General features: G+C 39.0%; 21 protein-coding genes, 1 rRNA gene, 1 pseudogene and 1 riboswitch. Of the genes and pseudogenes, 5 read left to right on the forward strand and 18 right to left on the reverse strand.

Going from position 1 to position 20725, the window contains the following annotated elements:
• Both DFO72_RS00005 and DFO72_RS00010 read right to left on the reverse strand, forming a co-directional pair.
• Nucleotides 1-79, reverse strand: a 16S ribosomal RNA gene (locus tag DFO72_RS00005); the annotation flags it as partial.
• A gap of 300 nt (nucleotides 80-379) precedes the next feature.
• Nucleotides 380-1207 carry a hypothetical protein gene (locus DFO72_RS00010; protein ID WP_113885362.1) on the reverse strand — a complete coding sequence of 276 codons (828 nt, stop codon included), beginning with the start codon at nucleotides 1205-1207 and terminating at the stop codon, nucleotides 380-382.
• A 143-nt stretch (nucleotides 1208-1350) separates the two neighbouring features.
• Here DFO72_RS00010 and DFO72_RS30625 point away from each other — a divergent pair.
• A pseudogene (locus DFO72_RS30625) lies at nucleotides 1351-1526 on the forward strand (DUF3900 domain-containing protein); the annotation flags it as partial.
• Nucleotides 1527-1902: 376 nt separating this feature from the next.
• On the opposite strand, the gene DFO72_RS00020 reads toward DFO72_RS30625, so the two are convergent.
• Nucleotides 1903-2112, reverse strand: a complete 210-nt coding sequence (locus DFO72_RS00020) for a cold-shock protein (protein WP_113885363.1) — start codon at nucleotides 2110-2112, stop codon at nucleotides 1903-1905.
• Nucleotides 2113-2379: 267 nt separating this feature from the next.
• On the opposite strand from DFO72_RS00020, the gene DFO72_RS00025 reads away from it, so the two are divergent.
• A complete protein-coding gene (locus tag DFO72_RS00025; RefSeq protein ID WP_166672392.1) occupies nucleotides 2380-2673 on the forward strand; it encodes a DUF6509 family protein in 294 nt (97 codons plus the stop codon).
• 31 nt (nucleotides 2674-2704) lie between these two features.
• On the opposite strand, the gene DFO72_RS00030 is transcribed toward DFO72_RS00025, so the two are convergent.
• Nucleotides 2705-3097: a cytosolic protein gene (locus tag DFO72_RS00030; RefSeq protein ID WP_113885365.1), complete on the reverse strand. Its 393-nt coding sequence runs from the start codon at nucleotides 3095-3097 to the stop codon at nucleotides 2705-2707.
• A 156-nt stretch (nucleotides 3098-3253) separates the two neighbouring features.
• On the opposite strand from DFO72_RS00030, the gene DFO72_RS00035 reads away from it, so the two are divergent.
• Nucleotides 3254-4099, forward strand: coding sequence for a GNAT family N-acetyltransferase (locus tag DFO72_RS00035; protein WP_113885366.1), 846 nt, complete (start codon nucleotides 3254-3256; stop codon nucleotides 4097-4099).
• An 8-nt stretch (nucleotides 4100-4107) separates the two neighbouring features.
• Here DFO72_RS00035 and DFO72_RS00040 read toward each other — a convergent pair whose 3' ends face one another.
• From DFO72_RS00040 to DFO72_RS00100, 13 genes are all read right to left on the reverse strand, one after another.
• Entirely contained in the window at nucleotides 4108-4614 is a 507-nt protein-coding gene (locus tag DFO72_RS00040; protein WP_113885367.1) for a metallophosphoesterase family protein, read from the reverse strand.
• An 80-nt stretch (nucleotides 4615-4694) separates the two neighbouring features.
• A complete protein-coding gene (locus DFO72_RS00045) occupies nucleotides 4695-4895 on the reverse strand; it encodes a cold-shock protein (protein ID WP_009332506.1) in 201 nt (66 codons plus the stop codon).
• Between the two features lie 150 nt (nucleotides 4896-5045).
• A complete protein-coding gene (locus DFO72_RS00050; RefSeq protein ID WP_113885368.1) occupies nucleotides 5046-6497 on the reverse strand; it encodes a DEAD/DEAH box helicase in 1452 nt (483 codons plus the stop codon).
• A gap of 299 nt (nucleotides 6498-6796) precedes the next feature.
• Nucleotides 6797-6997, reverse strand: coding sequence for a cold-shock protein (locus DFO72_RS00055; RefSeq protein WP_009332508.1), 201 nt, complete (start codon nucleotides 6995-6997; stop codon nucleotides 6797-6799).
• Between the two features lie 232 nt (nucleotides 6998-7229).
• A complete protein-coding gene (locus DFO72_RS00060; RefSeq protein WP_113885369.1) occupies nucleotides 7230-8090 on the reverse strand; it encodes a bifunctional 5,10-methylenetetrahydrofolate dehydrogenase/5,10-methenyltetrahydrofolate cyclohydrolase in 861 nt (286 codons plus the stop codon).
• Between the two features lie 88 nt (nucleotides 8091-8178).
• A riboswitch (ZMP/ZTP riboswitch) is annotated at nucleotides 8179-8261 on the reverse strand.
• Nucleotides 8262-8832: 571 nt separating this feature from the next.
• On the reverse strand, nucleotides 8833-9321 hold the full coding sequence (locus DFO72_RS00065; protein WP_113885370.1) for a hypothetical protein: 489 nt from the start codon (nucleotides 9319-9321) through the stop codon (nucleotides 8833-8835).
• A gap of 173 nt (nucleotides 9322-9494) precedes the next feature.
• A complete protein-coding gene (locus DFO72_RS00070) occupies nucleotides 9495-10454 on the reverse strand; it encodes a nucleoside hydrolase (protein WP_113885371.1) in 960 nt (319 codons plus the stop codon).
• Nucleotides 10455-10557: 103 nt separating this feature from the next.
• Nucleotides 10558-12222: a glycerol-3-phosphate dehydrogenase/oxidase gene (locus DFO72_RS00075; protein WP_113885372.1), complete on the reverse strand. Its 1665-nt coding sequence runs from the start codon at nucleotides 12220-12222 to the stop codon at nucleotides 10558-10560.
• 193 nt (nucleotides 12223-12415) lie between these two features.
• Nucleotides 12416-13906 (reverse strand): glycerol kinase GlpK, encoded by a 1491-nt coding sequence (glpK, locus tag DFO72_RS00080; RefSeq protein ID WP_113885373.1) that lies wholly within the window; start codon nucleotides 13904-13906, stop codon nucleotides 12416-12418.
• Nucleotides 13907-13941: 35 nt separating this feature from the next.
• Complete coding sequence (locus tag DFO72_RS00085) at nucleotides 13942-14766, reverse strand: MIP/aquaporin family protein (protein WP_113885374.1); 825 nt, start codon at nucleotides 14764-14766, stop codon at nucleotides 13942-13944.
• A 172-nt stretch (nucleotides 14767-14938) separates the two neighbouring features.
• Nucleotides 14939-15484 carry a glycerol-3-phosphate responsive antiterminator gene (locus tag DFO72_RS00090; protein ID WP_113885375.1) on the reverse strand — a complete coding sequence of 182 codons (546 nt, stop codon included), beginning with the start codon at nucleotides 15482-15484 and terminating at the stop codon, nucleotides 14939-14941.
• Between the two features lie 65 nt (nucleotides 15485-15549).
• The gene (locus DFO72_RS00095) at nucleotides 15550-16209 is read right to left on the reverse strand and encodes a phosphatase PAP2 family protein (RefSeq protein WP_113885376.1); all 660 of its coding nucleotides are present in this window, start codon (nucleotides 16207-16209) and stop codon (nucleotides 15550-15552) included.
• Between the two features lie 133 nt (nucleotides 16210-16342).
• Complete coding sequence (locus tag DFO72_RS00100; protein WP_113885377.1) at nucleotides 16343-17197, reverse strand: Ku protein; 855 nt, start codon at nucleotides 17195-17197, stop codon at nucleotides 16343-16345.
• A 144-nt stretch (nucleotides 17198-17341) separates the two neighbouring features.
• On the opposite strand from DFO72_RS00100, the gene DFO72_RS00105 reads away from it, so the two are divergent.
• On the forward strand, nucleotides 17342-19180 hold the full coding sequence (locus DFO72_RS00105; RefSeq protein WP_113885378.1) for a DNA ligase D: 1839 nt from the start codon (nucleotides 17342-17344) through the stop codon (nucleotides 19178-19180).
• A gap of 15 nt (nucleotides 19181-19195) precedes the next feature.
• Here the strand turns inward: DFO72_RS00105 and dapF are convergent, their stop codons facing one another.
• Nucleotides 19196-20179, reverse strand: coding sequence for a diaminopimelate epimerase (dapF, locus tag DFO72_RS00110; protein ID WP_113885379.1), 984 nt, complete (start codon nucleotides 20177-20179; stop codon nucleotides 19196-19198).
• A gap of 132 nt (nucleotides 20180-20311) precedes the next feature.
• Between dapF and DFO72_RS00115 the strand changes: the two genes are divergently transcribed.
• Nucleotides 20312-20590, forward strand: coding sequence for a hypothetical protein (locus DFO72_RS00115; RefSeq protein WP_113885380.1), 279 nt, complete (start codon nucleotides 20312-20314; stop codon nucleotides 20588-20590).
• Nucleotides 20591-20725 lie beyond the last annotated feature (135 nt).

A 20725-nucleotide genomic window follows, 5' to 3' on the forward strand; every position in this document is an offset into this window, starting at 1 on the left:
TCCCATCTGTCCGCTCGACTTGCATGTATTAGGCACGCCGCCAGCGTTCGTCCTGAGCCAGGATCAAACTCTCCATATAAGAGTTGATTAAGCTCATAAGTTGTCTTTTCAAAAAAGACTAATGATTTAACGTTGACGTTTTTGTTCGTTCAGTTTTCAAAGACCAATCTTCCAAGCCGCTATCTTTCGACGCAACCTTTATAGTATATCACTTGACAACCTTCATCGTCAATAACATTTTAAAAATAATTTCAATCAGTTATTTTGTGAAAGCTGTTCTTAAATAATAGCACCGCCAGCGCTTCAGGTCAACGCTTTATTCGTGGTATTATATTCCAGTTTTTTGGATCAATAGATAACACCTCCTAAAGTATAGATTTCAAATTGACGGAAACATATAGTTATTTAATTTTCTGATTAGCATCAGCAATAGCATAAGTATCATACTAAAGTAAATAGGATTCCAAAAAGCGCTTATTTCTAAAATGTCCATTTTCAGCATAAAGCAATGAAAAGCTAAATCAGCCAAAAATAATATGGCCAGCCATTTAAATCGATAATATTTTATTATGATAATGGTCAGCAGCAGTGCATAGATAATCCAAACCAGAACACTGAAAGCTATATGGTCCTGATAAGGTGAATCAAACCACCCGATGTTATACTGATGGGTTCCCAGGATAGCGGTCAAACCAAAATATATACCCTGAAAAATTGTGGTGATGGCCATATACACTGTTATAAACTGTATAAAAAAAGCGGGATCTTCAACTCTATTCCTCCACCATTTTATAACAAAAACTGAAGAAAACAAGATAATCGTGGTAAACCAGGATTTCCACCAATTGTGTTGATAGATGCCCAGCCAGAGAAACAGCTCTTCTATTCCAAATATAGCGGCGATTATGAAAACAATCCATCTGAATCGAATTCTAAAAGCAGCTATTGCCATTAATACACTAGGAATAAAAAAAGCCTGTGATATACTGGAGCCAAAAACATCATCATACCATTGAATAGAAAATAATTTCGGGTAATAAGAGTATGCGTCGCCTAAAATTAATACAATGTATTCCATTAAAAAAGATAGCCCCATAACAAAGAAATAAACCGCAAGATTATGCCGAAATTCAGTTCTAATAAAAGTTATATAAATAAGACCTATGCTGATAAGCACTAATCCAAGAAACCAAAGCAAATTTGACATTCTTCCACATCCAGTTTAGCGCGTTTCCATTATTTTGTTCATCATGTGAAAACATATACTCACCATTGAATGAAGGGCAATTTAATGTGAGATTTCTCCTGCCTATATTTATAAAGGTAAAGTGAAGAAGGTAGGTAAAATGTATGGATTTTGAAATTAAATATTTATCATTTTATGTTGTCCGGGTCGAGGGGAAGGGGGAAAATGCTGAGAAGTACTCTTAACACTTTCAGACTTTCGATTCAGAGGAATATGAGAATAGTGCATGAATGGATTTTTTGGTGGTGAGCTTGCAAAGATCCCTGCCAAAATTGTAAAAATCAAGATGCTGGGATGGTACAAGAATATATTGAAGAGCGAAGAAGAAAACAATTGGAAGGCGGCATTGAAATTTGGGCAGCCAATCCAAATTCAACAGACCAGGCAATTGAAGCTGCCGTATAAATTATTGAACAATCTCCATAGTTTGAGCTTAAGTTAGATGGACCACTATCCGTGAGCTGGCTCCTTTCAGGGGAAACGATTCATATGGCCAAAGCAAATGCCGTTATGTACTGCTTATTTAATCTTATTTAATCTGAAAGTATTATGTTTAAAAAGGCTTTTCCCCTATTGAATTTCTAAGATCTGATATGCTTACAAGCGTAATAGAAAAAATCAGCAAAAAATAAAGGGCGATATCATCGCCCTTACTATTATTTAGAAAAGATGCTGTTATTGTTAACGACTTGCAATTCTTTAGTCGTTTCTTTCATTTCACTTTTGCAAATCGGACAAATAGGTAACTGGCTGCTTTTGAAATTGTCCCTTACCCAGCAGTTGCAAGACTCAGATGTACACTCCCAGATTTTCACTTCTTCAACCTTGATTTCTTCCAAATTTTTTCTGCCAAATCCCATTGCCATAATCAGGCACCTCCCAAAGAGTAAGACCCTTACCCAAAATAAAAATCACTTGCTATATAAAGTGACGAACCACTGGCTCTATATAACAAGTGTTTATGGGCAATATTATATTCTTTTAACTAAAAATAGTATAACATATTTAAAGGGTGCTGTCAAAAAGTTCTAAACTTACACAGCAGCCTTAGAAACAAATTGATAAATACTATTAAACCAATCTGGGAAAAGTGTATAATGACATGTACAGCAGCGAAAGAAAGGGTGAAGACCATGGACATTACAAGTTATACTGTTGAGTACATACAGGATCCTACCGGCATTTTAACGGGTGACCGCTACGAATACTTTTTGGATATCGATGTAGATGAAGACGATGAATTATATTCAGAGAATGGCATTAGGCTAAGGGTGCTTTATTATAAAAATGGAGAAGATGAAAGGATTCTTAATTATCATTTTGTTGAAAGTCATTCAGGAAACATATTGGATTTCGCTTTAGATGAGGAGGAAGAAAAAAAAATTTCTGCTTTCTGCAGAGAGAACCTTTCTCAAACACAAGAGTAAGAGCAGGTTTCCCTGCTCTTTTATTTTATCACTAAATTGTATTACCCTCTTCAATAATGTGATACATTAAATGTGCCAAATGCTGTATCGGTGTATAAGCTTCTTCCCTATCCACATTATTTTCTTCATTAAAATCAAGGTCATTCAGATAAAGAGCTGTGAATTGATAGAAATCTTTTAATTCAAAAGCAAAGCATGCACTGGGTTCTTCCGATTCGCCTTCATAATAGAGAACCAGATAAGACTCCTTACCCTCCTTATCAATTGCATCAAAAAATATAAAATAGCCTACATTTGAGTTCAATTCAAATAAATGCCTTGTGCCGCCTTCTGTGTATAGTTCAAAATCATTTTCATTTAATTTTTGAACAGCCATCGGCTGTACATTATCTTCTTTATGGAACATCACTGTGAAATTCTTCATTGATTCTCCCCCTTTTTCCATACAATCCTAACATATTGCTATATTTATTTACATAATTTCAATCCAGAGCAAATAGATTGAAGTTTAGGACTATTAGTTTGAATCGTTTTCTTATATTATTGGTTTATTATTTCTTTTATTTAGGAGGCCGCCCGAGTGCTGACAAAGAAACAATTAAATGATATCCATTCTCTCCAGCAATTATGCGAAGAGACAGGGAATATCAAATTAAAATTAAACTGGGATACCTTGAAGTCAAGGTCTGCCGGTGAGGAAAATGACTATTTCCATTATGATAATAACGGGAATTTATTAGGTTACCTTGCTCTATATAATTTTGGAGGTCCGATTGAATTATGCGGAATGGTTCACCCTATTCATAGACGAAAGGGCATCTTCTCCAGCTTGTTCAATGAGGCAGTAAAACAATTTGCCCAAGCACGCAAATTGCTTATTAATGCTCCAGCCTCTTCCCAATCAGCAAAAGGTTATATAAAATCATTACCCTGCACCTATTCATTCTCCGAGTATCAAATGAAACGCCATAAAAGCGAAAAAATCGAAACAGCAAACCCTGATGTAACTATGCGGCAAGCAATGAGCAGTGACCTTGTATTCCTTAATCATTTGGATACTGTATGCTTTGATATCCCCAAAGAAGAAGCAGAGGTTTTTAATACTAAAATCTTTGCATGTGAAAATGAGAGGACTTTTATAATTGAATACAAAAGCGAAAAAGCCGGCAAAATCAGGATTCAAACAGAAAAAGATGCTGCGTGGATTTACGGCTTTGCTGTTAGTCCTTCTTTTCAGGGGAAGGGAATCGGCAGGGGCGCTCTTACAAATGTTGTTAATCATCAGCACAGCATGGGAGTTTGCTGGGTGCACCTTGAAGTAGCTGCAGAAAATGACCATGCACTTTCATTATACAAATCATGCGGCTTTGAACCATACGGCACACAAGATTATTACGAATATGATCTGAACACACTCAAAGTTTGAAACAGGTTTTATTCTTTTGAATCGAAATAAATATGATTGAATGTCATCTCATCTGAAATCTCCAGGGTGCCGAACGAATAGTTCGGCTGCCTGCGCTTATCTGTCGGAGACCCGGGATTAAACAGTATTATTCCATTATGGAGTTTCTTTATCGGGATATGTGAATGCCCAAATATAATAGCATCAACATTTTCATTATCAAAAGCTTCTATACTTCTTTTTTCAGTTGTTTTTCCCTTTCCATGTCCATGGACAACCCCAATTTTAAAGCCTTCTATTTCAAGCAGTATTCTTTTCTTAAGAATGGAGCAGAGTTCATCACTGTCGGTATTTCCATATACCCCCTCAACAGGTGCATATTGTTTTAATTCATCATACAGTTCGACGCCCTGCCAATCACCTGCATGAATAATTAAATCACAGCTGAGAAGTTTATTCAGAAGAATATCAGGCAGTTGTTTTGCCTTCTTGGGCATGTGAGTATCAGACAGAATAAGGATTTTAATCACCATCATTCCTTCCCTCTTGCTTTTATACCCTATTTTACCCCAAAAATAAAAGAGCCCCTAAAAAAGGGGACTCTCTTATCAATCAATTATAACTTTGTTACATTTACAGCTTGAGGTCCACGCTGGCCCTGCTCTATGTCAAAGTTAACTTCCTGGCCTTCATCAAGGGTTTTGAAACCTTCTGTCTGGATTGCAGAGTAATGAACAAATACATCTTCTCCGCCTTCAACTTCGATAAAACCAAAACCTTTTTCTGAGTTAAACCATTTTACTTTGCCTGTTGCCATGTAAATTTCCTCCTAATATCTATAACTCACAGAGTGATTTTTTACCCTGCATTTACTAATATGGGTAAATTCCTCAAATTTTATAATAAAATGTTCAAAAAGCACTGAAAAAAATCAATATATCCATTTTCTCTCGGATATTAGACTGCATTATCCCTTATTGCTGCTGCTTCGGTTTTTAGTGCGTCTGTCCCGGCCGCCTTTAAAATCTCTTCTATCACGGCCGCCGCCTCTTGACCTGTCGTTGAATCTTCTCCCGCCGCGATCACCTTTAGGTTTTCTGACACGGATAGGTTCCACCGCAGTTAATTTAACCGGTGTTACATCAGGACCTTTAGTCAGCAATTTGATGGCTGCAGCAAGCAAAGTAACAGAATCTGTATCTTCAAGAAGACTTTCCGCCACTCTCTTGAAGTCTGCATGTTCTTCTTTTTCAATAACTTCCATAAGTTTATTAATAGTCGCCTGCTGATTGCCTGCAACAACATCCTTAAAGGAAGGAACAGGCTTTTTCGTCATTTTGCTCTTTGTAACACTTTCAATTATTTTCAGGTGGTCAATTTCTCTTGGAGAAACGAACGTAATTGCCAGCCCTTTATTTCCAGCACGCCCAGTACGTCCAATCCGGTGAACATAGCTTTCAGGATCCTGCGGGATATCGAAGTTATAAACATGGGAAACGCCTGAAATATCTAGACCTCGTGCAGCAACGTCAGTGGCTACCATTATATCGATTGTCTGCTCTTTAAATCGGCGGATAACCTGATCTCTTTTCGCCTGGGGAATATCACCATGAATCCCTTCAGCCGAATAGCCTCTCTTGATAAGACCTTCCACCACTTCATCTACACGCTTTTTAGTTCTTCCAAACACAATAGCCAGTTCAGGTGACTGAATATCCAACAGGTTGCAAAGCACATCAAATTTTTGTTTTTCATGCACTTCCATATAGTACTGCTCAATATTTTTAACAGTCATTTCTTTCGCTTTGACTTTAACCATTTCTGGTTCCTGCATGAATTTTTCAGCAAGAGACTGAATTCTTTTCGGCATTGTTGCAGAGAAAAGAAGGGTTTGGCGCTCACCTTTAATTTCACTTAAAATTCTTTCAATGTCCTCGATGAATCCCATATTAAGCATTTCATCCGCTTCATCCAGAACTACCATCTTGATGTCGCTTAAACGGATTGTTTTTCTTTCAATATGATCAATTAACCTTCCCGGTGTAGCAGCAATAATATGAGGGCGCTTTTTAAGCGCACGGATTTGGCGGGTGATATCCTGACCACCGTAAACAGGAAGTGTCCGGACTCCTTTTACCTGTCCTATACGGTTTAATTCTTCTGCCACCTGTACAGCAAGCTCCCGTGTTGGCGCAAGGACGAGACCTTGAATACCTTCGTTTAAATCAATCTGCTCTAACAGCGGCACACCGAAAGCGGTGGTTTTTCCAGTTCCAGTCTGAGCCTGGCCAATCATGTCCTTACCCTTCATTCCGATTGGAATTGCCTGTGCCTGAATTGGTGTTGGTTCCTCGAAGCCCATATTGGAAAGGGCTTTTACTATTTCATTACTTAAGCCAAAATCTGAAAAAGTTGTCAAAATATATGTTCCTCCTTGAATTGCATATCTTATTAGGTACTGAAAGATTGTTTTTGTATAAAGACATGGACACTTTACTAGGCTTTCCAGTTTGTATCTCTTTTTTACATTTCCGTTTGCACTATTTTTAAACTTTTTGTAAGTGAAGAATTTTAATTGGGTGAAATGAAAAATACATATTCCTAAAAGCAGTTATTGCAGAAGATCTGTTTTGAGGAATGCTGAAGGCTACAAAGTGGATAAGCAAACATAAAAAGGTGATGCATGATTAGACATGCATCACCTCATTTTAAGCAAAATTATGCTTTTGTTACGTTAGCAGCTTGAGGTCCACGGTTACCTTCAACGATTTCGAAAGTTACGTCTTGACCTTCTTCTAAAGTTTTGAAACCTTCAGTTTGGATAGCGGAGAAGTGTACGAATACATCTTGACCTTCTGAAGATTCGATGAATCCGAAACCTTTTTCTGCATTAAACCATTTAACTTTACCTGTGTTCATTTGTGTTGCCTCCCAATAAATTGTTTTTCACTATAATGTACCATATAAACTTAAACATAAAAAAGTCGCAGCTGCCAGAAATGAGGATGAACGATCGCCTACATTTCTTTGCAGCTACGACTACTTATCCAAAAAGTATATAACGAACTTTACAGCGTTAACCTAATAATAAACGACACCCAGTTATAAGTCAATCCTTTTAAAGATCAATTTTTATTTAGGGCTAAATGAACTATTTATGCTTCTCGTGTATTTCAAGCGATTTTCCCGCAGCATGAACAGTATGCTTCAAAAGCATGGAAATCGTAACAGGTCCAACTCCTCCAGGTACGGGGGTAATGGCAAACGCCTTTTCAAAACAGCTGTCATACTCTGCATCCCCAATATTTCCTTCATTATACCCGGCATCAAGGACAATAGCTCCTTCTTTGATCCATTCACCCTTGATGAAGTTAGGTTTCCCTACAGCTGCTACTACAATATCAGCTTGCTTTACAATTTGGGGCAGGTTTTGGGTATATGAATGGCACGTAGTGACTGTTGCGTTTCGATTGAGTAAAAGGGCCGAGACCGGCTTGCCAAGGATCGGGCTTCTCCCTACGACTACTGCATGCTTACCTTCAGCATTCAATTTATAAAAATCCATAATTTCCAAAATGGCTGCAGGTGTACACGAAGGATATTCACCAAATCCGAATGCAGTCTGTCCGTATCCAAGGCTTGTCACACCGTCCACATCTTTTTCAATAGCAATAGCTTCGAAAGCTTTTCGTTCATCTATATGTCCAGGTACGGGATGCTGGAGAAGGATACCATGCACAGAAGGATCATCGTTTAATTCTGTAATCTTCTCTAATAGTTCTTGTGTTGTTGTATCCTTTGACATATGGATACGTTTTGATAAAATGGCAAGTTTCTCACAGGCATTTCCCTTCATTCTTACATATGTTTCAGAGGAAGGGTCATCTCCCACCAAAATAGTGGCTAAACAAGGGACGACATCCTTCCCCTTCAATTCTTCAATTCGATTCTTTAATTGGTCTTTCACATGTTTTGCCACAACATTTCCATCAAGAATAATCTTTTTTTCCATGCATATTCCTCCTATAGGAAAAGCACCTATTCGGCTGACTGACGGGCTTTTCCATTTTATTATGAAAAAAAGAGACAAGGGTATCCCTTATCTCTGCCCAGACGACCGGCTATACATAGACGCAGCTCCCCAGCGGTTCATTCCGCATTGTCGTCAGTCACTGCGATTTTGATAAGCTATTCTAATGAATACATCATACCACAAAAACACAAATAATTAAACACGAACTTATTCAAACGTTCGTGTTTTTTGAAAAAAATAAAAAAGGACAGCAAATACTGTCCTTATAAGTGATATATTTGAGTTAATGAATTATTACCTAAAACAATGAAAGCCCTGCCTCTCTTCCATCCTTGCGGCTCCTAGACCGCGCCAGTGGGAATCAGGTTGGTCGGAATCCTTTCCGACTTAGATGCTCTCTGAGATTTTAATATTAAATGGTAAGAAACTTACTGAAGTAAAAATACGGAGAAGTGTCTGGTTTATAGAAGATGATTAAGAAGAAAATTCAGCATTAAGCTGTCCACACAAATTATTCTTAATTACAAACACATGCTTACTCTTTCAAAATCCTAAAGAGCATAAAACATAATAAAAAGCCGCAGTTTCACAAAAAAAAGAAGGTTCGGCTGCCGAACAATCCACGTGAATTAACGACTTCAACAATATACCTCAAATACTTCATTCACTATGTTACCTTATATGGGGTAAAGTGTCAAGAAAATAACTTGTCACTCTCTTATTAGCCTTCTCCTTTATACTCAGTTACATCAAAATAATCAGTTGTGTCTTTATAGTCATTAAAGCCAATATCCAAATCATGAAAATATCGGTGCAGTTTAATTAGAACATCCTTTTCCTTAGTGCCCGACTGCACAGTTTCTGCCAGACTTAGTATTGTGTCCAGGTCATGCTGCAGATCCTTATTCTCTGCTGATATTTTTTTTAACGAGTTTACGATTAATTCAGCCTGTTTTCTTTGTTTAGGCCATTTGACTTTACGGTCTCTGCCCCACCCAAGTGTTTCATTATAATAAGTATGATTGGAGGCAATGAAGTCTCCTAAATCATCGTACATTAATTCCCGTTCGGATGTCTCTGCATTCGCAGAGGTTTTTTGGACCTTGGATTCGTCCTTATTTAAAAAGACAAGTACACTATAGGCTATGGCAATGGCTATGACCATTCCAAGAATTGATAGAGCCCTGTTTAATTTTTTGTTTTTTAGCAATTTGAAAGCCTCCATTTGATTTGTTTAATGTATGCAGAAACTAAATGGATTTATTGCCATTTGAAGATACGCTCCCTGAATGCAAATGTTTTCCATCTTAATACATTCTATGTGAAATCCCCAATCCCCTTCTGCACCACACAAAAAAAGCTTTTAACACCAGGTGTCAAAAGCTATTTCTGGTTTTTCTGCGAAAGGAAAACCTCTATAAAATCAATGATAAAACGTTGCAGGTCAAGTTCCATCGCTATATTATCAAGTGTTTCCGGCGGTTCCTCTTCGGGTTTCGGCCTAAAGTCAGCTATGCTTTTTCCCTTTGCCTTTCCAAACTGTTCAATTCTCACTCTTCGTTTTACATATTTGACGAGATCGGGATTGGTGAGAACACTTAGTACAAGAACATCATGAAGCGGTGCACCCTTAATTCCTGGGACAAGCTGTTGATAAGCCTCATAATAATAATCATAAGCAGGTTGGATTAAATCTTTGAAAGGTGATCGGGTATTATTTGCAATAAAATTAATCGTCTCAGGCCTGATTATCGCTTTATTTGTTACATTAAGAGGAAATATATAAATATTTTTTGCTTTCTCAAGCACTGAATCCGCTGCAATGGGGTCAGCGTAAAAATTCGCCTCAGCCTCTGGTGTTACATTTCCCGGAACCAGAAACGCACCGCCCATTACATAAAATGCATTTACATCTTTATATGCATCCTTTCCATACAGGATGAGCGGCAATGCCAAATCTGTCTGTCTCCCAACACCAACGATCACAAGGTCATTCTTGTATTTATTTACAATTTCAATAATTTTATTTATATCATAAACCTCTATATTATTGCTGAAGTCCTTCGGAGGCTGAATCGGCCCAAGTCCTTCCTCCCCGTGAATTTCAGGATAAAAGACAGCGGTCTCCCCTGATAATGGCCCGCTCGCCCCTGCTATAACGGGAATATCCTCTCTGCCTGCAAGCTTCAGTAAATAAGCAGTATTATTAATAGATTCTTCTTTAGATATGTTGCCATAAGCGCTGACTACACCTACCAAATTAATCTCGGGATGCTGAAGGGCATACATAAGGGCAAGTGAATCATCAACCCCTGAGTCAACAAACATGAGAACATTGTACATAAGTCACCTCCATTACGTATTTAGTCTATAGTATGCCTACGGAATGTCCCTTTTGTTTATGAAAATACTCCTTAAAAAAGAAAACTCCCCAAATTGGAGAGTTTTAAACCAGATCATCCGGATTTACCGCAAAACTGAGTTCCTGGTTCAGCTGGTTTTCAAAATTACTTTCTTCAGCTGTATCCCATTTAAATGCATCAGCCATATATGAAATTACTTGCTTTTGATAAGTTCTTACAGTTTCAATATCAAAAAGAAGTGCTCCTGTTCTGCGATTAAAAAAGTCAACAGGGGTGGCAGCCATTTCATGTTCAATTGCATATTTCAGCTTTGCCCATAATACAATCGGCAGTCCATAATTTTCTGCTTCAGTTCTTTTCGCTTCAATCATGTTAAAAATGACTTTAACGTTTGAACCATACATTTTTACAAGGTGTCTGGACTGTTCTTCTGATAAACCCATACTGGTTCCTTTTTCAGTCTGTAAAACGATAAATTCCTGGAATTTGGATGATCCTCCTACATTCCCTCCTGAAATGGGCAGTGTCTTTGTAATGCTTCCGCTGAATGTCCTATTTGATTCCTGTCTGAATTTTTCAGAAAGCAAATCAACAATAGTTTCGGCCATTTTCCGGTATCCTGTCAGTTTTCCGCCAGCAATTGTCAGCAAACCTGTATCCGACTCCCATATTTCATCTTTGCGCGAAATTTCCGAAGGATCTTTTCCTTCTTCCCAAATTAGCGGACGAACGCCTGCCCAGCTGGATTCAATGTCATTTTCCGAAATTTTCACTGAAGGGAACATGAAGTTAATTGCATTGATGATGTATGTTCGGTCACTTGCAGTCATTTTTGGATTTACAGGATCTGAATCATAGAAAGTATCTGTTGTCCCCACATATGTTTTGCCGTCTCTCGGTATAGCAAAAACCATTCTTTTATCAGGTGTATCAAAGTATACAGCCTGCTTTAAAGGAAATTTTGACTGATCTATAACCAAATGAACACCTTTAGTCAGACGCAGGGCCTTTCCTTTCTTTGACCCGTCTTTCTCCCGGATGGAATCAACCCACGGACCTGCTGCGTTAATGACTTTTTTCGCTCTAATTTCATACACTTTGCCTGTCAGCTGATCTGCAGCAGCAGCACCGCATACTTTTCCTTGTTCATCATATAAAAGTTTTTCGACTTTTAAATAGTTAACAGGCGTTGCACCTTTATCTGCCGCAGCTTTCATTACCTCTATTGTCAGCCGTGCATCATCTGTGCGGTATTCCACATAATATCCGCCGCCTTTAAGTCCATCTTTTTTTACAAGCGGCTCTTTTGATATTGTTTCCTGGACATTGAGCATACTTCTGCGTTCAGATTTTCTGACGCCCGCAAGAAAGTCATAAACTCTAAGGCCAATTGAAGTGCTGAACTTTCCGAATGTCCCTCCTTTATGCATTGGAAGCAGCATCCACTCGGGTGTTGTCACATGTGGCCCATTTTCATAAACGATCGCCCGTTCCTTGCCGACTTCCGCTACCATTTTCACTTCAAATTGCTTAAGATATCTTAATCCTCCATGAACTAATTTAGTTGAACGGCTGGAAGTTCCTGCTGCGAAATCCTGCATTTCGACGAGTGCTGGTTTCATCCCCCGAGTTGCTGCATCCAAAGCAATTCCCGCCCCCGTAATGCCGCCGCCAATAATCAGAACATCAAAATTTTCCGTTGTCAGAGTATTTATCATTTCAGTACGATGTAAATTCGAAAATGTCATTGCTGTCTCCTCCTTGTCGAAAGGATAGTTGGTTGTAACTACCCTTTTTAGCAGGTAATAAAAAAGAGACCACAAAATACATTATCGATCTTCCGATAATGATTTTGTGGTCTCTCCGCATCTCCTGCCGAACTATTAACTTGAGCTTATTATAACATAAATGATTTGATTTGTGTATAAAACTTGCTTCTGATTATTTAAATGCAATTGCTGCCTTTACAGCTTTTTTCCAGCCTTGATAAAGATCTGCACGGACTTCTTCTTCCATCGAAGGATGGTATGATTGATCTATCGCCCACTGTTCAGAAATTTCATCCTGGGATCTCCAGAACCCGACGGCCAATCCTGCTAGATAAGCGGCCCCAAGCGCGGTAGTTTCATTTATTGTCGGCCTTTCAACCGGCACATTTAAAATATCAGACTGAAACTCCATCAAGAAGTTATTTTTCACGGCACCTCCATCTACTCTAAGCGTTTTAAGTTCAATGCCAGAGTCCGCTTCCATGGCAGATAGAACATCTTTTGACTGATAAGCAAGTGACTCAAGTGTCGCACGGATAAAATGCTCTTTAGTCGTTCCTCGTGTCACTCCGAACACTGCTCCCCTTACATCACTGTCCCAATATGGAGTTCCGAGGCCGACAAATGCCGGAACTACATAAACCCCGTCTGTCGAGTCAACTTTTTTTGCATAGCTTTCGCTGTCCTTTGCATCCTTTAGCATTCTCATTCCATCACGGAGCCATTGAATGGCAGAGCCCGCAACAAAAATGCTGCCTTCCAGTGCATATTCAATTTTCCCCTCAAGTCCCCAGGCAATAGTGGTTAGAAGCCCATGTTCAGATTGCACTGCTTTTTCCCCTGTATTCATAAGCATGAAGCAGCCGGTGCCATAAGTGTTCTTTGCCATTCCTTTCTCAAAGCATGCTTGTCCAAACAGCGCTGCCTGCTGATCACCCGCCGCCCCGGCGATGGGAACTTCTTTTCCGAAAAAGTGATAGTCAATTGTCTTGGCATACACTTCTGAAGATGGCTTCACTTCAGGCAGCATCGTTTTCGGAACTCCAAGAATGTTAAGCAGTTCTTCATCCCATTTAAGTTCGTGAATATTAAACATCAATGTACGGGACGCATTCGAGTAATCGGTAACATGCGCTTTTCCTCCGGATAGTTTCCAGATTAGCCATGTATCGATGGTTCCAAATAATAATTTCCCCTGTTCAGCTTTTTCCCTTGCCCCTTCCACTTGATCCAGGATCCACTTAACTTTTGTTCCAGAGAAGTATGCATCTATTAATAGACCGGTTTTTTCTCTGAATAGATCGTTATAGCCCTTTTCCTTCAATTCATCGCAAATGTCGCTTGTCTGCCTTGATTGCCAGACAATCGCATTGTAAACCGGGGCTCCCGTTTCTTTATCCCAAACTACTGTTGTTTCCCTCTGATTTGTAATGCCAATGCCGGCAATTTGCTCAGGTTTAATCCCGGATTCCGAAAAAACACCGGCAATAACCGATAATATTGAACCCCATATTTCATTAGCATTATGTTCAACCCAGCCAGGCTTTGGAAAATGCTGCGTGAACTCTTTTTGTGCTGTGTGAACTATTTCCCCTTTTTTATTAAATAGGATAGCACGCGAACTTGTAGTCCCCTGATCTAAAGATAAAATATACTTTTCCACAATTGACTCCTCCCAATCTCACTCATTATTCTTATTTATGCTGCCACTTTTGAAGAATCTACTTCTCCTGGCTGTTTATTGCCAAAAATATATGAAAGAATTAATACTATTATATTAACACCCAGCACTGCCCATAACCTGCCTGAAGCCTTGCCATCGAACATCACTTGATAGAATGCAGAGCCCATTAGACCCCCGAGGATTGGCCCAGCTACCGGTATCCATGCATACCCCCAGTTCGATTTCCCTTTTCCTGCAATGGGAAGAAGAAAATGAGCAATGCGCGGTCCCAGGTCTCGAGCCGGATTAATTGCATATCCAGTTGTCCCGCCAAGCGACATTCCGATTACAACGATCAGAAGGCCAACAGCAATCGGATTTAATCCTTCTGTAAATTGATTTGCTCCAATAAACATCAATCCCAGTACCAGAATAAACGTCCCAATCATTTCACTTAATAAATTTGAAAATGTATGGGGTATCGCAGGACTTGTTGAAAAAACAGCAAGTTTTGCACCCTGGTCTTCTGTTTCCTTCCAATGCGGCAGATAGTGAAGGAATACAATGACCCCTCCCAAAAAACCTCCCAGGACTTGAGCCAGAATATAGCCAGGCACGTCTGCCCAGGGGAAATCTCCGCTAAGCGCAAATCCGATTGTCACAGCAGGATTCAAGTGTGCCCCGCTAATCGACCCAACAGCAAAAACCCCCATCGTTACAGCAAGTCCCCAGGCTACCGTGATAACAATCCACCCGCCATTAAAAGAGAAAGTCTTTTTTAAATTCGCTCCGGCAACAACGCCTCCTCCAAATACAATTAAGATCATCGTTCCAATTATTTCTCCCATAAATGCAGACATCTGAAAAAATCCCCTTTCCCTTTTGGTGATCGGAAACAAAAAGGAGATTCACGACAGATTAAGCCATTAATGGCTAAACTGTGTGAATCTCCTAATCTCCGACACATAAATTAACTTGTTAAACCGAGTATACAAGTCTATGAAAACGTTGTCAAACTTTCTTTTAACATTTTTATGAAAACCTTTCCCATAATTCAATTTTCGAAGTTGTAATGGCAGCTGCTCCTGCATCAAGCGCATTCTTCACCTCTTCTTCTGATCGGATGAGCCCTCCAGCAAATATAGGGGTATTCAAACGTTCATTCACTTCTTTTATCATCCATGGCATGGCTCCCGGCAAAACTTCTATGTAATCCGGCCTGGTTTTCTCGATTAATTTATAACTTTTTTCAAGCGCGTGAGAATCGATGAGGAAAATCCTCTGGACAGCGATTACTCCTTTTTGCTTTGCTTTCAGGATGACGCTGGATTTAGTAGAAATTAACCCGTAAGGCCTAAATTCCTGGCAAATATATTCTGCGGCATAGTCATCGCTTTTCAAGCCATGAATAAGATCAACATGATAGATCATTTTTTTGTTATATGCTTTTGCCATCTGCGAAACATTCTTCAGCTGCGAAATGTGCATATCGAGAAATACTCCAATGTCAAAGGGACTTTTCAGGAACTTTTCAAATTCTTTCATGTTTGAAGATGCCGGCAAAATTTTTTGATTCATTGTTCCCACTCCTGTATCTGTTATTTCCCTATGTTATAAAGAAACTGCACATTTCTCAATACCCATTATACATTTTTAAGGTACTCATAATAGCGGAATCCAATTATCATGATTGTCAGCCAGGCACCTCCGGCTGCAAAACCAGCTATTACATCACTGGGAAAATGAACGCCTAAATAGATGCGGCTTAACCCAATCATGATGATAAAACAGCCTAGCAGCACGGTCCATGCTGTCTTCCATCGTTTTCTTTTTGCCAAATGGATGATCATATAGGCCAACGAGCCATAAAAAATAAAAGATCCCATTGAATGGCCACTCGGAAAACTGAATCCCTGCTCCTCGATCAGAGGTCTGATATCCGGTCGTTCTCTTTTGAAAATCCATTTCAGCAGCAAGTTGAAAAGTGCTCCAAGACCAGATGAAAGAATCATGAACCATGCAAGTGAACTCTTTTTAAACATAAACAAAAGTACGGCTGCCATAAGTACAGAAAAGGCCAGCCATTTTACCGACCCCAAAAAAGTAATCACACTCATATACTCCGTGAGCCGGGGAGAAATAAAGGCCTGTACATACTGAATCAGAGTTTCATCAAATTGTATTAGCTCATTTTCCTTTAATTCATCCACTATTTCAATAAAAAGCAGCAAAAATCCGCCAATAATTGCAGCTGCCAACGTTAAGTAGATGATATTTTTTGATGTTAAATTCTTTCTGTCCATTTAAACAAATCCTTTTTATTTATAGGATTACCACTAACTTTAACAAACGGAACATTTTTTGAAGGCTTTTTTTTAAAAAAAATAGCTCCAGTAAAAAACCGAGTTTGCAACAGCAAAATCGGTTTTATTTCTATTAAGCCTGCTTTTTTCCTTTTGTTTTTGCAGGAGCCCGTTTCTTTTTAGCTGCCGGTTTTTTCTTTGTTTCTGCATCGGCAGGCTTAGTTTTATCAATGGATGCCTGCAGGGCAGCCATAAGGTCGGTTACATTGGCTGCAGGTTCTTTTTCAACAGGTGTGACTATATCTTTGCCCGTACGTTTTGCTTCGATAAGCTCCAAAAGAGCTGTCCGGTAGTCATCATTATATTTCTCGGGCTTAAATTCAGTGGTTAATTGATCAATCAGCATGATGGCAGTATCGATTTCCTTATCAGTCACTTTGTCTTCTGCAGGTACATTAGGAACATCCGCAGCCTTACGCACTTCATCGGGGTAATGAATCGTCTCCATAACAAGAGTGTTTTCATATACCCTGACCACAGCCAGCTGTTCTTTGGAGCGAATAATAATCTTTGCCAAACCTACCTTTTCTGACGTCTCCAGTGCTTTTCTTAAAAGGGAATAGGCTTTCCCTCCTCCATCCCCTGGAGACATATAATACGTGCGATTATAATAAATCGGATCGATCTCCTGTATTTTAACAAAGTCCACAATCTCGACAGCTTTATCCTCATTTTCCTGTTTAAGCTTTTCTAAATCCTCATCCTCTAAAACGACAAACTTTCCTTTTGTGTATTCATAAGCTTTTACAATATCTTCGTTTTTAATTTCTACTTCACAAACAGGACATGTTTTCTCGTATTTAATTGGCGAATGACATTCTTTATGAAGATTTCTCAGCTTAATATCCTTATCTTCTGTAGCCGAGTGCAGCTTAATTGGTATATTCACCAGCCCAAAACTGATGCTTCCTTTCCACATTGTATGCATAGTCAAACTCCCATTCTTATTAGATGTAGTACTCATAATTTGTGTATTAACAAAATGGGAGATACGCTAAAACATTTGGAAACTGAGTAGTTTTAGCGGCAATGGCCAAAACTATAGTAACGATTGTAAAGGAGGCCAAATTGAATGAGACCAATGCTTCCTACATTAACTTTTGATGTGCCGGAAGAGAAGGAATGGCTCTTTGAAGCAAAGTATGATGGTTTTAGAGCAATCCTGCACTTGGAAAAGAAACCCAGACTGACAAGCAGGAATGATAAACCTTTATTACATATCTTCCCCGAAATTAAGGAATTTTTGGAGCAAAACAAAGATAAATTCGAACCATACCTTCCACTTACACTAGATGGAGAATTAGTCTTTCTGGAGAATCCCTATAAAGCCAATTTTGCGTCCATCCAGGTCAGGGGCAGGATGAGGTCTGAAAAGAAAATTCAAGAAAAGGCAAAAACTTCCCCCTGCCGTCTTTTAATTTTTGACATTTTGATGGTGAAAGGCAAAAAGATGACCAATAAAGAGTACTATACCAGAAAAGCAGAGCTGGAAGCATTATTTGAAGATTGTAACATGCCCTTAAAGCCTGATGAGAAGGATCCGAGATTGATACAATTAATCCCTCCTTACCGCAGCTTTAATGAACTTTGGGAAAAAATTGTCCTGCATGATGGCGAAGGAATCGTGGCAAAGCAGATGAAGAATAAGTGGGAAGAAGGAAAGAGATCATCTTTATGGCTAAAAATCAAGAATTGGAAATACGTTAATTGCTTTATCACTGCATATGAAAAATCAAATGGCTACTTTTATGCTGGTGTATACCAAGGGGATCGTGTCATTGCAATCGGACAGTTTCTTTTTGGGTTGAAGCCCGATGAAAAACAAGCCTTATTCCAAATAATCAAAGATAATAAAACAGATGAAAACAGCCAATTCATTTATGTAGAACCAGCAATATGTGTTGAAGTTAAATATCTTGAGATTTATGAGGATCAAATGCGTGAACCGCATTTTCACCAGTTTCGTTTCGATTTGAAGCCTGATGCCTGCACTTATGATAAATTTATACAACAGCAGAAAAACCTGCCTCCCGAAATAGAAATCACCCATCCAGATAAGCCATTATGGGAAACACCAGCTATTCAAAAGATTGATTACATTCACTTTTTAAGAGAGATTGCACCATATATGCTGCCATTTTTAAAGAACAGGCTTTTAACTGTAATCCGCTACCCGCATGGGATCTTTGCTGAGCCATTCTACCAGAAAAATTGCCCTGATTACGCACCGGATATTGTAGAAACTGAAACGTCCGAAGGCATCAACTATATCATCTGCAATAATCTTCAAACACTGCTCTGGCTTGGCAACCAGCTGGCATTTGAATTTCATATCCCATTTAAGACCATTTACAGCAATGGACCAAGCGAAATAGTGTTTGATTTAGATCCTCCTTCGAGGGATGCTTTTCATCTTGCCATTAAAGCTGCTCTATTGATTAAAGAGGTGCTTGATCAGCTGAAATTAATCAGCTTTGTTAAAACATCCGGAAATAAAGGTCTGCAAATCTATATCCCCCTGCAGGAAAATACGTATAGCTTTGATGATACTCGGCTGTTCACCGAATTTATTGCCCAGTATCTAATTACCAATGACCCAGAATCTTTCACAATAGAAAGATTAAAGAAAAATCGCGGAGGCAGGCTTTATGTGGATTATATCCAGCATGCAGAAGGCAAGACAATCATTGCTCCTTATTCAGCAAGAGGAAATAAAGCAGCGACTGTTGCTGCTCCTCTTTTTTGGGAGGAAGTCAACGAGAAATTAACAATGGAGCGATTTCAGATAACCAATCTTATAAAACGGGTAAACAGCGATGGAGATCCATTCAGTTCTTATTTTCGGACAAAGGAAATTCAGCCCTTTTCTCCGGTGCTTGATTTTTTAAAACAGCAAAACAAAAAAGGATAAGGCCAGTGCCTTATCCTACATCCATTCTTTAAGTACTGCTTGTGCATATTCCTGAAGTTTAGCATACTGCTTAATTTCTCCAGTATGTTCCTCTTTCGGGGATAGGGTGAACTTTGCTGGTTTTTCCATATTGATCTCCGCTTCACAGCGGTAAACATAGCTGGCATTCCCAATTAAATCAATGGACTGCCTGCCATTCTTCTCGTGAACTACACAGCGCACTTTTCCGCCATTATTGTATACTTCAACAGGCTCTTCGATTTTATTCAGCCCATTCATGCAAGTGACAAGTGTTGAAGCGGACATGGCAGTACCGCAGGCATTGGTAAATCCTACTCCCCGCTCAAATGTCCTTACATAAATATGCCCTTTTTTTAGTGGCTTTACAAAGCTGACATTTACTCCATCAGGAAAGAAATCATTTGGCCCGTTCAAGTATTCGCTGATCTTTTTTTGCAGGTCAGATGTAATTTGCTCTTTCTCCACAATCGAAACAAAGTGGGGATTAGGGACTGCTAATGCTGTAAATACTAATTCCTCTGAAATACCTCTGACTTTTTCATTAATTATAGTTTCTTTATCGAGAACTAAAGGAAGATCCTTCAAATCGAATGAAACAGGGGAAATTTCAACAAGATAAGTCGGAATGTCCTCAAAGATGTCCTCTTGCTTTTTCACCTGCAAATCCGCTTTCATGGTTTCAATGATGGCTTCTTTTAGACCAAGAAGTTCACATACATAACGGGCAACGCATCTTAATCCATTTCCGCACATTGAGGCTTCTGATCCATCCGGATTAAAAACACGCATCCTGGCATCTGCTTTTTCGCTTTTTAATACGAAAAGAATTCCATCTGCACCAAGTTCAGTGCTGCGGTCACATATTGCTTTGGCAAGCTCGGCACGATTTTCTTCTGTAAAATTATACGTATGGGAAATTTCATCTATTATAAAAAAATCATTTCCTGATCCATGACATTTCAGCAGTTCAATTTTCATAGTAATACCTCCAAACCATTTGTAGCTCAACTTATAAATAAGAGTGCCATAAAAGCATTTATTATTCAATAATTGTTTTCTTTATTATATTATTAATTTACCAGAAAACTGATAAGTTCCGTCTTTAGGGAAGTGACCGATATTAATACTGATCTTTATACATTTAAATTTTTCATTCAGCGGATTGAAGAGTTTGGCAGCGTAATTAATGAAAAAAATGCCTTTGTACAAACAACGGCATTTTTTAATAAAACAATTGTATATGAAGGGATTATCCGGGTGCGGTTTAATGACTATGGGATTTTCCCCTTCCCTGAGGACCTTTCCCGGGCAGACATTCCGGTGTCTGTTAAAAGGAAGATGGCCGCAGAAATGAAAAGATATATTAAGCCGCAGAAAAAATATCTATAATGGCACCCGAGGCTAACATATTAGCTCGGCCGATTGCTGGCTGGACCAGGCTAATGATTCTGAATAGATCTTCAAAATGATTTTTTCATCAACATTCAGTTTCTCACACATTTCGCTGATCCTGCTCCGTTGTGC

The sequence above is a fragment of the Cytobacillus oceanisediminis genome (assembly GCF_004366035.1).
Classification (GTDB): Bacteria; Bacillota; Bacilli; order Bacillales; family Cytobacillaceae; genus Cytobacillus; species Cytobacillus oceanisediminis_C.

What these genes read in the sequence shown, in the direction of transcription:
- DFO72_RS00070 (WP_113885371.1), bottom strand. Translation starts at nt 10,454, where the DNA reads ATGTACAATGTTCTCATGTTTGTTGACTCAGGGGTTGATGATTCACTT.
- DFO72_RS00095 (WP_113885376.1), bottom strand. Translation starts at nt 16,209, where the DNA reads ATGGACAGAAAGAATTTAACATCAAAAAATATCATCTACTTAACGTTG.
- DFO72_RS00030 (WP_113885365.1), bottom strand. Translation starts at nt 3,097, where the DNA reads ATGAAGAATTTCACAGTGATGTTCCATAAAGAAGATAATGTACAGCCG.
- DFO72_RS00060 (WP_113885369.1), bottom strand. Translation starts at nt 8,090, where the DNA reads ATGGAAAAAAAGATTATTCTTGATGGAAATGTTGTGGCAAAACATGTG.
- DFO72_RS00045 (WP_009332506.1), bottom strand. Translation starts at nt 4,895, where the DNA reads ATGGCAACAGGCAAAGTAAAATGGTTTAACTCAGAAAAAGGTTTTGGT.
- DFO72_RS00090 (WP_113885375.1), bottom strand. Translation starts at nt 15,484, where the DNA reads ATGAATCAAAAAATTTTGCCGGCATCTTCAAACATGAAAGAATTTGAA.
- DFO72_RS00040 (WP_113885367.1), bottom strand. Translation starts at nt 4,614, where the DNA reads ATGATGGTGATTAAAATCCTTATTCTGTCTGATACTCACATGCCCAAG.
- DFO72_RS00025 (WP_166672392.1), top strand. Translation starts at nt 2,380, where the DNA reads ATGGACATTACAAGTTATACTGTTGAGTACATACAGGATCCTACCGGC.
- DFO72_RS00055 (WP_009332508.1), bottom strand. Translation starts at nt 6,997, where the DNA reads ATGAACACAGGTAAAGTTAAATGGTTTAATGCAGAAAAAGGTTTCGGA.
- DFO72_RS00105 (WP_113885378.1), top strand. Translation starts at nt 17,342, where the DNA reads ATGAGACCAATGCTTCCTACATTAACTTTTGATGTGCCGGAAGAGAAG.
- DFO72_RS00020 (WP_113885363.1), bottom strand. Translation starts at nt 2,112, where the DNA reads ATGGCAATGGGATTTGGCAGAAAAAATTTGGAAGAAATCAAGGTTGAA.
- DFO72_RS00075 (WP_113885372.1), bottom strand. Translation starts at nt 12,222, where the DNA reads ATGACATTTTCGAATTTACATCGTACTGAAATGATAAATACTCTGACA.
- DFO72_RS00010 (WP_113885362.1), bottom strand. Translation starts at nt 1,207, where the DNA reads ATGTCAAATTTGCTTTGGTTTCTTGGATTAGTGCTTATCAGCATAGGT.
- dapF (WP_113885379.1), bottom strand. Translation starts at nt 20,179, where the DNA reads ATGAAAATTGAACTGCTGAAATGTCATGGATCAGGAAATGATTTTTTT.
- DFO72_RS00085 (WP_113885374.1), bottom strand. Translation starts at nt 14,766, where the DNA reads ATGTCTGCATTTATGGGAGAAATAATTGGAACGATGATCTTAATTGTA.
- DFO72_RS00100 (WP_113885377.1), bottom strand. Translation starts at nt 17,197, where the DNA reads ATGCATACAATGTGGAAAGGAAGCATCAGTTTTGGGCTGGTGAATATA.